This is a genomic window from Gimesia aquarii (assembly GCF_007748175.1).
Classification (GTDB): Bacteria; Planctomycetota; Planctomycetia; order Planctomycetales; family Planctomycetaceae; genus Gimesia; species Gimesia aquarii_A.
This window is the reverse complement of the sequence record NZ_CP037422.1, coordinates 5,178,224-5,191,529: the sequence shown is the minus strand read 5'-3', so window position 1 is coordinate 5,191,529 and position 13,306 is coordinate 5,178,224. Positions and strand designations below refer to the sequence as shown.

Annotated in this window: 8 protein-coding genes; 3 read left to right on the top strand and 5 right to left on the bottom strand. The window is 47.1% G+C overall.

Annotated elements, in window-relative coordinates; genetic code table 11:
- The first annotated feature begins 9 nt into the window (after positions 1–9).
- From V202x_RS19770 to V202x_RS19760, 3 genes are all read left to right on the top strand, one after another.
- Positions 10–2,976: a PSD1 and planctomycete cytochrome C domain-containing protein gene (locus V202x_RS19770; protein WP_145178535.1), complete on the top strand. Its 2,967-nt coding sequence runs from the start codon at positions 10–12 to the stop codon at positions 2,974–2,976.
- A gap of 50 nt (positions 2,977–3,026) precedes the next feature.
- Complete coding sequence (locus V202x_RS19765) at positions 3,027–4,481, top strand: DUF1501 domain-containing protein (protein ID WP_145178533.1); 1,455 nt, start codon at positions 3,027–3,029, stop codon at positions 4,479–4,481.
- Between the two features lie 129 nt (positions 4,482–4,610).
- Entirely contained in the window at positions 4,611–5,015 is a 405-nt protein-coding gene (locus V202x_RS19760; protein ID WP_197992984.1) for a DUF1353 domain-containing protein, read from the top strand.
- Between the two features lie 15 nt (positions 5,016–5,030).
- Here the strand turns inward: V202x_RS19760 and V202x_RS19755 are convergent, their stop codons facing one another.
- From V202x_RS19755 to V202x_RS19735, 5 genes are all read right to left on the bottom strand, one after another.
- Positions 5,031–5,489 carry a hypothetical protein gene (locus V202x_RS19755; RefSeq protein ID WP_145178529.1) on the bottom strand — a complete coding sequence of 153 codons (459 nt, stop codon included), beginning with the start codon at positions 5,487–5,489 and terminating at the stop codon, positions 5,031–5,033.
- A gap of 196 nt (positions 5,490–5,685) precedes the next feature.
- Positions 5,686–7,998, bottom strand: coding sequence for an ethanolamine ammonia-lyase subunit EutB (gene eutB / locus V202x_RS19750; RefSeq protein WP_232098586.1), 2,313 nt, complete (start codon positions 7,996–7,998; stop codon positions 5,686–5,688).
- 129 nt (positions 7,999–8,127) lie between these two features.
- On the bottom strand, positions 8,128–9,558 hold the full coding sequence (locus V202x_RS19745) for a DUF1501 domain-containing protein (protein WP_145178527.1): 1,431 nt from the start codon (positions 9,556–9,558) through the stop codon (positions 8,128–8,130).
- Between the two features lie 5 nt (positions 9,559–9,563).
- On the bottom strand, positions 9,564–12,524 hold the full coding sequence (locus V202x_RS19740) for a PSD1 and planctomycete cytochrome C domain-containing protein (protein ID WP_145178525.1): 2,961 nt from the start codon (positions 12,522–12,524) through the stop codon (positions 9,564–9,566).
- Entirely contained in the window at positions 12,521–13,285 is a 765-nt protein-coding gene (locus V202x_RS19735; protein ID WP_145178523.1) for an IclR family transcriptional regulator, read from the bottom strand. The genes V202x_RS19740 and V202x_RS19735 overlap by 4 nt, the downstream gene beginning before the upstream one ends.
- Positions 13,286–13,306 lie beyond the last annotated feature (21 nt).

Sequence of the window (13,306 nt, the reverse complement as noted above, 5' to 3'; positions counted from 1 at the left end):
AGAAGAATCATGATTGATAAACTGCTGGCATATTTAGATCGCCCGCTGTTTTTTCATCCTAATATGGTGATTAGTCAGACGATCGCCCTCTGTTTATTTGCATTTAACTCCAGTCACCTCACAGCCAGTGAAGATACAACAATCAGGGACAGCATTTTTTATGAAAGTGCTGTCAAATCAATTATTACTGAAAAATGTCTTCGTTGTCATAACTCAAAAACAAAAAAAGCGGGCCTTGATCTCAGTTCTGCGCAAGGCATTCAAAATGGAAGCGAATCGGGTCGTATCGTGCAAGCCGGAGATCCGGACGAAAGCCTCTTAATCGAAATGATCAACGCAGGCGAAATGCCACCAGATGGGAAAGACCATCTGAGTAAAAAAGAATTGAATGAGATTCGCAACTGGATTTCTGCTGGTGCGAAGTTTCGTGAAACAGTTCAAACCAAACCTTCAGTGACACAACATGATATTATTCCCCTGCTTCACTTACGATGCGTTGCCTGTCATGGAGGCCGACGCAAGGAAGCGGGGCTCGATCTCAGAACAAAAGAGTCGATTTTAAAAGGTGGAAAATCAGGACCAGCAGTTGTTCCTGGTGAACCAGAAAAAAGTCTTCTCATCCAGCGTATCGCGTCAGGTGAGATGCCACCACGTCGGAAGTTGGTCTCAGTCAGTGTCAAACCCATGGAGGTGAATGAGCTGAAACGGCTCTCAAAATGGATTGCGCTCAAGCTTCCGGAAGTAAAGCATCCCTCGGTAGACGATAAAAATCAGTCCGATGCTCTTGTAACTGAGAAAGATCGCGAGTTTTGGTCGTTTCAGCCTCCCTCAAAAGTGAAGCCCCCTCAAGTGAAACACAGTAACCAGGTAAGAAATCCAATCGATGCGTTTATTCTACGAAAGCTGGAACAACGCGGACTCACTTTGTCTCCAGCGGCAAGTAAGAGAACAATGATACGCCGACTTTTTTTCAATCTCACAGGTTTACCACCGACTCCCAATGAAGTCGAACATTTCATCAATGACACTGATCCTTTAGCATATGAAAAGCTGGTAGATCGATTATTGGCATCACCACGCTATGGAGAGCGCTGGGCACGTCATTGGCTTGACGTTGCAGGTTATGCAGATTCGGAAGGGGCTCAAAACGAGGATCGGTTACGTCCACATATCTATCGCTACCGCGATTATGTAATTCGCGCTTTCAATAATGACAAGCCTTACTCACGCTTTCTGATGGAGCAAATCGCAGGTGATGAACTGGTCGATTATCAAAGTAAAGAAGTGACACAAGAGGTCTATGACTGTCTCGTTGCGACAGGTTTTCTGAGAACTGCCCCAGATCGTACCTTTGCCAATATCACCAATTTTGTGCCTGACCGCCTCGAAGTCATTTCTGACGAAATGGAAATCCTGGGGTCGGCAGTCATGGGATTGACCATCAAATGTGCACGTTGTCATTCGCATAAGTTTGATCCCATAGCTCAACGAGACTATTACCGTCTGACAGCCATCTTTAAAGAGGCTTACGATGAACATGACTGGCTGAAATCACAAGGACCACGCACCTTACCGCACGTGACATCTGAAGAACGACGTCATTATGAAAAGCATAACCAGCTCATCACAGCCGATATTGAACGACTTAAACAAAAATTAAAGGAACGGACAGCAAGAGCATTAAAAACACAGCGAGAGAAAGGCATTCAGTCACTTCCTGAATCGGAGCGTGAAACAATCTTAATTGCGTTTTCCACTAAAGCGTCTCAACAGACTGATGAGCAAAAAATACTTTTGAAAAAGCATAAAAGACTGTTAACTCCTTCTCCTGATGAATTAAAAAAACTGGATCAGGAATATAAAAAGAAATCTGATGATCTCCAAAATCAGATGAAGGTTCTCAAATCGAAAATGAAGCAGGAGCCCCGTATTCGGGCACTTTGGTCGCGAGGAAGTCCCTCTCCTACTTATATTTTGAAACGAGGGAATTACCTCACTCCAGGACGCCTGGTTGAACCCGGAGTACCAGAAGTCCTTATTCAAAAAGCGAATCCATTCAGTTCCATCATACCTGAGAATAATCGGAATTCCATTCGTCGTCGACTCGCTTTTGCGAAGTGGTTAACTCGATCCGATAACCCATTGACGGCGCGAGTTATGGTGAACCGTATCTGGTTGCATCATTTCGGGAGGGGAATTGTCAACACACCAGGCAATTTTGGACGCGCAGGAGAAAAACCGTCCCACCCAGAATTATTGGACTGGCTGGCCAACGAGTTTGTACGTCAAAACTGGAGTCTTAAATCCCTGCACCGCTTAATTGTCACTTCAAACACGTATCGACAAAATTCTTCGATCACAAAGAAAGCATTACAACGAGATCCCGATGGAAGCCTCTTGTCAAGAATGCCCTTGCAGCGCATGGAAGCCGAGGTTCTCAGAGACACTCTGCTTTATCTTTCCGGTCAATTAGACGAAACTCCTTTTGGTCCCGCGGATCCGGTTGAAGTTCGTTCTGATGGTCTGGTAACATCAAAGCGGACTCAAAAGGGGTGGAGAAGAAGCATTTATATTCGACAGCGTCGTACACAAATCCCAACCCTTCTGGAAAATTTTGACTACCCACAAATGGGACCAAACTGTATCAGTCGCGGCAAGTCACTTGTGGCGCCACAAGCGTTGCACTTAATGAATGATAAAATGGTTTATCAATTAGCAATAGATTTTGCCTCTCAAATTCAATCTGAAGTTGGACCAGTTCCAGAAGCACAAATTGTCCAGATTTATCGAAAAGCTTTCAGTCGGAATCCCACCGCGGAAGAAAAAACCATAGCTGACGACATAATGCAACAAATGACAAAAACATGGCAAGATTCAAATTATCAGCAAAAAGATCAAATTCCACCGACACAAAAGGCACTGATTAATTATTGCCATGCCGTCTTCAATCTGGCTGAGTTTCAGTACATCGATTGATTGAATCAGGATAACGATTTGGAGATTCATATAAAATTAAGAGCCATCGCATGAAAGATCATTACTCTTCGCAAAAGAACATAACGAGACGCCATTTTTTCCAGCAAGTCTCTACAGGAATTCAAGGGGCCGCTTTGACCTGGCTCCTTAGTCAGGACTTGTATGCGGATTCAAAAACTCCAACTCATAAAGAGGCACCGACACTCGGACCTCACCACAAACCGCGAATCAAGTCAGTGATTCATTTATTCATGAACGGGGGACCGAGTCAAATGGACTTGTTTGATCCCAAGCCGTTTCTGGATAAACATCATGGGAAGGAGCATTTTGACAAAATTGCAGGAGAAGTCGAATTCCCTGAACGAGCTGGTGCCTTAATGAAGAGCCCCTTCAAATTTGCCCAGCATGGTGAATCCGGCATGTGGGTATCTGATGTTATGCCGCATCTGGCGAAGCAAGTTGATGAAATCACCATGATTCGTTCGATGTTCACAACCAATTTGACACACGAACCTGCACTTTACAAAATTCAGTCAGGCAGCGAATTTACAGGACATCCGGCATTGGGAGCCTGGGTCTCTTACGGATTGGGAAGTGAAAATAAAAACCTGCCTGCGTATGTTGTTTTAGATGATCCACTCGGATTACCTGTCAACGGAATCGAAAACTGGCAATCCGGCTTTCTACCTGCGCAACATCAGGGAACTCGTTTTCGTGCGACTGGCTCTCCGGTCTTGAATTTGAAACCGGGCTACGATCAACCCGAAGCAGTCTCAAAACTCGAACGCGATTTGATCTCACGCCTGGATCAAATTCATCAACAAAAACGATCACATTATCGTCAGTTAGAATCTCGTTTATCAACTTATGCATTGGCTGCACGAATGCAAATTTCAGCTTCTGACGCACTCGACCTTTCTCAAGAAACAGAAGAAACGCAAAAGAAGTATGGCATTGATCAAAAAGTGACCGAATCATATGGTCGCAGATGCCTGATCGCACGCCGTCTCGTTGAGAGAGGCGTTCGCTTCGTGCAATTATTTATCAACAGCCAAATCTGGGATACTCATAGCGCGATCGCGACAAATTTGAAAACTGCCTGTCAGCGAACAGATCAACCGGTTGCTGCCTTATTGCAAGATTTGAAACAACGTGGTTTATTAGATGATACGCTTGTGATGTGGGGTGGTGAAATGGGTCGTTTACCCATTGCACAATTGACTGCGGATAAAGATGAACGAAAATCGGGTCGCGATCATAACAAGAATGCTCTGTGTACCTGGATGGCAGGTGGAGGTGTCAAGAAAGGTATGGTTCTGGGAGAAACTGACGAACTGGGCTTTGCCGCCGTGGAAAACCGCGTTAGTGTACCAGACTGGCATGCGACCATGTTACATCTGCTCGGACTAAACCACGAAGAGCTCTTCATCCCCCGGAATGGATTGAATGAACGCCTGACAGGTGTCGGAAACAGTCCAAGAGTCGTCAAGGAAATTCTCGCCTGACATGCATTTTCAGGAGCAATGTGAACTATTACAATCAACAGATCATTTATGAATCGGTAATAAATACCGGTATGGATTCATTAGTGCTGATCTTGAATTTCATTGATCCAGAAATGAAAGGCGACTCTGTTGACAACAACTCCTGACAAAGAATCCGTATTTCTTGTGAGTGGATTACTTCAAACCGAACGACAACCTGATGGCTGCCGCAAGCTGTTACGCGAACTCACAGTCAATGTGCGAGACAAAGTCATTACTGTCCCGGAAAATTTCATTACCGATTTTAGTTCCATCCCCTGGTTTGGTCGTATTCTTGTTCGCTGGTCCAAGGTAGATATCGCAGGAGTTGTACATGACAGGCTCTATGCCACCGGTGAATACACACGCTGTGAATCTGACACGGTCTGGCGTTTGACAGCACTCGCTGGCGAATGCCATGCTAATCTTTTTCAGGCATGGGTAGGTTGGTTCTTTTTAAGAATTGGTGGTTGGATTGCCTGGAATCGTTCCAGAAAAAAACGAGCCAAGAATTAAAACCATATCTATCATTTAAATTTCTGGAGTTGAGTTCAGCGTTTTCATCTTCCACCAGACTAAAACCACTGAAGGTAATTTATCATCACTCGCCATTCCCTCCACAACGATGAGCCTGTCACCTCTCAAACGATAAATACATAGCTGAGGCTTCTTCTGCTTAACGCCTTTCTTCGGACCTTCTAAAATTTCCAATTCGTAGTAGATAAAAAGATTCAGATCGTCCGTACGTTGCAAACGAAATTTTGCCTGTTGTGAAAGGATCAACTTGCCGTGTCGATCATAGGCTTTAACTTTTGCCATCTTCTGTGATAGCTCCTGCTCAATTCGAACGGGGGATCCTTTTCTATCTTTGGCCATCCGAAACCATTTCCCTTCCACAATCTGGTAATCTTCTTCTGGTGCAGGTTCTGCAGAAAATGTCGTTGTACCTCCCCAAATGAGAAATAGAACCAGTAATGCCACTTGTTTCACTTCGATCTCCTTCTCTAGTGAGTTAAGTTGAGCCTCATTATTTGGTTTGCATGCGGAATGAATCTAAAATCATCGATGAATCGGTATTTTAGTATTTAAAGGGAAAATGTTGAATAGTATTTTCTCCAATGATACATTTCCCACGCAAGATTAGGTATTCACAGTTAAACAATTCGACTGGTTCAACACCCATATCTTAGCCCGCATTCATCTGATGCAATATCCGAACCGTCTCATCGGCTCCTTTGCTGGGAATGAGAGCAGTCGTGGCGATCCCGGAGACCACTTTCGTAATATTGTGGTCCACTTTACCTGATTGATTCCAGACGGAACCAAGAGGGGAAGTCATATAAACAGAAAATGTATGGTGGCCGGTACCCGGACGCTCGCCGATGATGTGAAGAATCGCACGATTCCCTGAAAGACCGCCGAAGAGCAATTCACCAATTCGGTAACCCGCACGAACACGCCCTGACTTGATAATGATGTTACGCTTCGCGGGATGGTAGCCCGCAGCTTGCAATTGCTGCCTTAGTTCCTTAAGGAACGGTTCCAGGTGTCCTTCGTCCATAATCGACAGTGCGTTTAGACCATCGGAGATCACCACTTGCACATCGAATTTTTCATCATAACTGTTTCGTAGTTGTCGAATCATTTTTGTAGCGGCTTTGGAAAGTTGTTCCCCTGTTGTCGGATGCAAAATGTATTCAAGGCGATCATTTGACTGAGTTGTTAAAGGGACCGCTTCAGGCACATTGGAAATAAAGTCGGGAGTGAGCTCTGCCCAGATGCTCTTTTTGGCATCATGATAAATCTGATCGATTTCGACTTTCAATGAAGGTTCCAACTCCGAATGCTTTTCCCCATACCCCTCTGCGATGAAGACGCCGCGGCCCCGGACTTCTGATAATTTTTGACGACCTTCTTTTAAAATTGCCCGGTTGGTACGAGAATCTCCTTTTTTTCGGCGGTACAGCAAGTATACCCAAGTAGGATCACCAAAGTGCTCGGTTGGTTTTCCACTCGCGTCAATCACAGCCAGCTTCTGAAAGAAGCCCCACATTTTGTTATTCACACGATAGCCGAATTTCTCTCGCATGCGGACATGGTCCTGAAAACCGGTCGTAAGATAACCCAGCATAGGGTCGATCTTCGTTGGCAACGCCATCAGATACGCCGGATTCGCAGGCATGATCTGATCCAGGCACCAGTCTAAATCATCAAGCGAAACGTCCATATGCAATGTGGAACAGACATCAAGTCCGATTGTCAAGCCATGCAGCTTACCCATGATGATGTCTTCCAGACAACAACGGACGAGTTGTTCGCGCGTCCGAAATACTTCCGGTCCGATAAACCCTGCCACATCGTTGAGATGCACCCAGGGAGCAGATTCTTTACCGGCAGACTTTTGAGCCGCGGCAACATCTTGAGTCAAGGCACGTGCAAAACCATATTTGCGAGATTCATGCAGTACCATATCAAAGCCATGACTATGGCCGTTGGTAAAATCTGCCCCTTGCCCCGTTTCAAAATACAAACCATATTGCCCCGTCCGCGAACGTGCGTAGTCACGCATCTTTTTGACACTGATGTCAAATGTTTCGTTGGCGTCATCACTACCTGCGATACTTTGGAACCAAAGAGCCGTACTGCCTGGGTTTTGTCGCTCGACTTCTGCTTGAACGTCAATATGTGATAGCACACAATGCGGCATAATATCTGCCACACCAAATGTCAAAAGGATATCCTTCAACACCAATTCCACAGCCTCAACCGACTCAGGCGTGCTGGAAACAGGATTTGTTCCCAGTAGAACATCTCCTACTGCATACGACCATCCGTCAAGGACTTGCCAGAAGATGTCATCTAAATTGTCCGTCGGTGAATTTGGTTGCAATCGTGCGCCCAAATAACCTCGCGCACCGATCTGACTACCCGGCAGGGAATTGAAGACTTTGGAACCAACGATAATCAATTCTCCATTAGTCATCAGCTTCACAACAGAGCCAATGACATCACTGGAGAGACCACTCGTAACTTTTTTGATGGTCGCCTCATCTTCAGTGAGTAACAGTTGTTTTAAAGCTCCAAGTGTCAGATTTGCTGAACGTTCCTTTAAAGTAGAACTCTGCCGGTTTGTTATCAGTTGATGAAGTTTATCTTTGAAGACAGGATGTGCGTTGATATCAATAATACGAGTCGCCTCTAACAATGCACGGGCATTCTTGCGAGATTCTTCGTCAGTCGCAGCAACGCCGATGATCTGATCGCCCTCTTTGAATGCATTAGCCGCACCAAGAATTTCGCGGTAAAGTTGTAGATCGAATCCACCTTTGACGCGTTGGATGTACGCAAAAACATCCTCGCCCTCATGAATCTCAGCAATGGATACACCACTGGTATTTGTCTCTTCTGCAGTCACTCTTTTTGCTTGTGACAAAGAGAGAGTTAGAGCAAACGGGCTATACATCATGGCCTGAACGAAATCGCGTCGATTCAACGGCATGGCTCAGTTTCCTTTTTACGAAACTTTGAACTCAATCAGCCGGGGTCAGCGCCGCCCGACTAGACTATCAAGATCATACCATCGGCTCATAAGGAAATTCAAGATGTTCGCACCACGGCATCTAATGTATCAACTCAAAATGTCGTGTATCACATGCCCATGGACGTCAGTCAGACGGCGATCAATACCAGCCGTACGGTACGTCAGCCGTTTGTGGTCGATGCCCAGTAAGTGCAGGACCGTGGCATGCAAATCATAACAATAGGTTTTACCTTCAGCGGTCTGGTAACCAAGATCATCACTTTTACCATGACTTGCCCCTGCTTTGATTCCGGCACCGGCCAGCCAGGTAACAAACGTGCCTCGATTATGATCACGCCCCTGGCTTCCCTGGGCAAAAGGTGTGCGCCCGAATTCCGTCGTCCAGATAATGAGTGTATCATCAAGTAACCCACGCGACTTTATATCTTGAAAGAGAGCGGAAATGGGTTGATCGACACTATTCGCGATCGCAGGCAACTCAGTTTGGATATTGCCGTGGTTGTCCCAGTTATTGACCGCCCCCTGTGGACCACTCCAGACTTGAACAAACCGTGTGCCCCGTTCCAGCAAACGCCTTGCCAATAGACAACGTTTGCCAAAATCTTCCGTCACTTTCTGGTCCAGACCGTAAGCGGTCTGTGTCTCTTTTGATTCCCGAGTGAGATCGAATGCTTCGGGTGCACTCAGTTGCATCTTCGCGGCGAGTTCACCCGCGGCAATGCGTGCTTCTAATCGTGAATCATCCGGGCGAGTTTCCGCATGCTGTCGATTAAACTGTTGCAATAGCGCAAAAGTATTCTTATCCGCTGTATCTCGCGCGAACGTGTATTGCGGATCTGCAAATAGATTCGGAATCGGTGTTTTGCTTGCCGCATTGACGAGAGTTCCCTGGTGTTTTGCGGGCAGGAAGCCACCACTAAAATTTCCTTTTTGATTATAAGGCAGACCTCGCACATCTGGCAGCACTACGAACGCTGGTAGATTGTCGGAAAGGTTACCAAGGGCGTAGGAAATCCAGGCCCCCATACAGGGAAACCCTGGCAACATAAAGCCGGTATTCATCATGTAACTGGCTGGTCCATGCACGTTGGTCTTGGTAGTCATCGCCATCAAAAACGCTAACTCATCGACAATTTTCGCCTGATGGGGAAAGACCGAACTGACCCAACGACCGGTTTCACCATGTTGAGCAAATTTGAATGGACTCTTCATCACAGCACCAGCGGCCGCAGTGAAACCTTCCGGTTTCTCTTTCGGTCCCAGTTTCTGTCCATGAAGACGTTTCAATTCTGGCTTAAAATCAAACGTGTCCATGGGACTGGCGCCGCCGTTCATAAACAGCTGAATGACACGTCGTGCTTTCGCCGGATGATGCAAACCACCGTTCATTTTCCTTGTCGAAGCCGCCGGAACTGATTTGTGTCCCAACCAGTGAGCCAATACCGCAGCGCCAAAACTACCGCCTGACTGCATGAGAAGCTCACGCCGCGAAAGATGATGTTTGATTAAGTTTGACATTGTTGTTACTCAACAAAAAGAAACTCATTGCTGTTCAGAACCAAACGGCAAACGGCTTCCAAACCATGCTTGCCAGCCAAAGTTGTCATTTTTTTCAATTCATCTTCCGCTGGTTCTCGCAACCAGACCCATAAAACGATCTGTTTAATCTGGCCTGGTAATTTGGTTTGTAACTTTCGTGCCCGCTCTGCCAACTTTTGTGACTGATGTAAAATAAAACGATTGTTAAACAGAACCAGAGATTGCAAAGGAGAGGCTGAAAAGCCACGTGTCGGAGCTAATAAACCCAGGTCGGGAAAATCCAACACGTCCATCAGAGGATCAGGGATACCACGCCAGACCACGCGATATATGCTGCGTCGATTGGCTGCCGGACTATCCAGATCAAATTGATCGTAGTGTAACACCGGCGTCACTTGCGGACCGGGAGTCGTTGTAAAATGAGAATCTCCTGGCCCGCCACTCTTCAAGTCAAGTTGTCCGCTCACCAGCAAAACCGAATCTCGGAAACTTCCTGCATCAAGACGTTGCCGCGACATGCGTGCCAGCAATCGATTTTCGGGATCGTGTGTAACCAACTCTGAGCGGTAGGCCGATGATTGTCGATAGGTTTTGCTGTTACAAATCAGACGATGCAGATGTTTCAATGATCCATTTTGATCACGCAGTTCACAGGCCAGCCAATCGAGCAACTCAGGGTGAGAGGGTGTACCTCCCATACGTCCGAAATCATTTGGCGTATCACATAGTCCCTTACCAAAATGATAGTGCCATACGCGATTGGCGATGCTTCGCCAGGTCAGCGGATTCCGTGGGTCAGCCAACCAGTCTGCAAGTGCTGCTCTTCTCGCTGATTCATGATGAGATTTTGGTAGTTCAAACCGAGCTGGCAAAGGAGATAATGCCGTTAAAGCACCAGGCCCAATCACATCGCGCGGCTTTTCAAGATTACCACGCACTAAAAGTCGAATCTCACGCGGCTGGGATAACTTTATCATACCTCTCTCGTTCGCAGCTTCTGCTGCCGCCGCGTAAACCTTGACTTGTGATGGGAGCTTCTCCAGTTCCTGCTCCGCCCGGTGTTGCAAAATAGTGGAAGCGAGCAATGTCTGTTGTTCAGCTGACCGCTGATCAGCGGGACTATTTAAAACCGCCTCGACTTCTATCGGAAGTGCAATCACGTTCAACTTCGGTGCATCAGTAACAGCTAATTTGAAACGCCCGATGACATGTGCACCACCATGTACCTGTTTCAGTGTGACTGATAATTTCGTACCAGGCTCAACAATCAACGGTGTTTTCAAAACAAATACTGCATGATGCGGCACGCCGACTTTCGGGTAGATTCCCCAAGCCGTTTTGGGATTCCCGTCGACGGCATGCTGAATCGTCCAGCCAGCCTGATTAAAGTCTGCTGTTGCCTGACCAATGGGAACCACTTGTCCTTCCACTGCATCGGGTTTGAAAGCACGTAATTCAAACTCGTTTAAATGGAGATTTCCATTGTGTGCCCTTCCCGGCCCTTTGTGGGGCAGCGAGTCATCATTCAATAAATCCAGCCGCACCGCAGTTATTGTTGAGAGCGATGTGTTTGCCGTGACGACAATTGTCTCCTGCTCTGGCGTTTTTCCGCTTGAAAGTATCGATGCATCAGGCTGGCGTTTCAAATTCGCGCGGTTGGTCGAAACAAAGACATCAGGCTCAAGAGGTACCCAACGCGTTTGAGGAGCGCGGGATTGTTCCCATTCCGCAACCAATTTCAGATTATCTGGTTTCAATAGAATATTTGTATTCTTGTTTTGAGCGGCTGCCTTAAGGTTTTTCCAGTGAGATCGCTGACTGGCGACCGCTCGATCCATGTCAAATGCAACATCGCCTTTACCAACGCCAGCAAATACTGCCTGCAGCGCATAATAGTCGGCTTGTGTAATGGGGTCGAATTTGTGTGTATGGCATCGTGCACAGTTTGCTGTGGTGCTGGCGAAGGCCCCCATGGTTTGGGTCACCAGATCATCACGGTCAAGATATTCAAACGACTTGGGTGCAGTGGCAGCTGCGCTTTGATCATAAGGACCTGCCCCAAGAAACCCCAGCGCGACCGTTAGCTCCGATGCCTCAGGAAAGAAAAAATCAGCCGCCAGTTGCTCTCGAATAAACTGTGCCCAGGGAATATCACGATTAAAGCGATCAATAACATAGTCACGATACCGCCACGCGTGAGGCCGAAAGACGTCGTGCTCAAACCCATGTGAATCTGCGAAATGGACCGTATCGAGCCAGTGTCGTGCCCAGCGTTCTCCATATCGAGGCGAGGACAGCAATCGGTCAACTAACTTTTCATAAGCCTGAGGACTTGAGTCTGCAAGAAACGCGTTTGTCTCTTCAACCGTAGGCTGTAGCCCATGTAGATCGAACATCAACCGACGAATCAAGGTGCGTCGATTTGCTTCCGGAGACGGTTTCAATTTTTTCTGCTGCAGTCGCGTTTGGATAAATGCATCAATCGAATTTCTGGATCCATCACCGGGAACATGAGGGCGCAAAAGTGGTTTCAACGACCACCAGTCCGTAGGATCGGTGGCCTTTGACGCGGGCTTCGTCGTTCGCGGGTCCTGGGCTCCGTCTTTGACCCATTTTACGAGAGCAGCAATCTCTTTGTCAGATAGCTTCTGCTCGGGCATCTGTAATTCGGAATCACTGTGACGAATCGCTTTAATCAGCAGACTACTTTCCGGGTCACCAGGAGCGATTGCAGCACCGCGACTTCCCCCCGTTTTCCAACCACTCTGCCAATCCAGTGTGAGGTCTCCCTCCATCACTCCAGAAGCATGGGAATGACACTCGTAACAATGTTTACGAAGAATTGGTTCCACAGTGTCATGAAAGAACGTATCATCAGCAGCAGAAATCCCCCCCACCATCGAGAGCCAACTCAACAAACAAAACCAGGCAGGAAGGAATTTCATCGAATGAGTCTCCCGGTAATTTTCTCTGTACACTGTATAACCTGCTTACCAATGCTGGAAAACAGACTCTTAGGCATTCGTTTGGAAGGAGCGGAGACCCAAACTACAGCAAGTAGGTTTTCAGTTTTACTCAATACCGGAGCAGCGACGCAATGGATTCCTTCATCCGCTTCCGCATAATCGGTAGCGTAACCGCGACTGTGAACTCGTTCACATTCTTCCTGTAACATGCCTGGATCAGTAATGGTGCGCGATGTATCTTGTGTCAAAGGAATGCGTTTGATTGTAGCAGCTAATTCTTCAGGAGTTTGAAATGCCAGGAGCACTTTTCCTGGGGCATTATTATGTAATGGAAAGCGGAGTCCCACATCAACGGCGATCCTGAGAGGATGGAGCCCACTTACCTGTTCAATAATGACTCCTTCATCCCTCACGCGTAAACCGAGTTGTACCGTTTCGCGAGTTTCATCACGGAGATCACGCATGAGTGGCAGCGCTTCTTCAACCAAACTCACATCTCCCACCTGTGGCATCCCTAATGTGAGGAACTTGGTTGAAAGCTTAAACCGCTTCGTCAGTGGATCGCGTTCCAGATAATCGCGATCAGTAAGAGCATGCGTGATACGAAAAATCGCGTTCTTATTGAGAGAAAGCCGTGTGGCCAGCTCGCTGATTCCGAGCCCATCAGGCGCCTGACTCAACGTCTCCAGCACATCCAGCCCCCGCTCAAGTGCAGGAACACTCGTCGTTGTAACACTCATAGGCTGACCCCACTTTGGTTT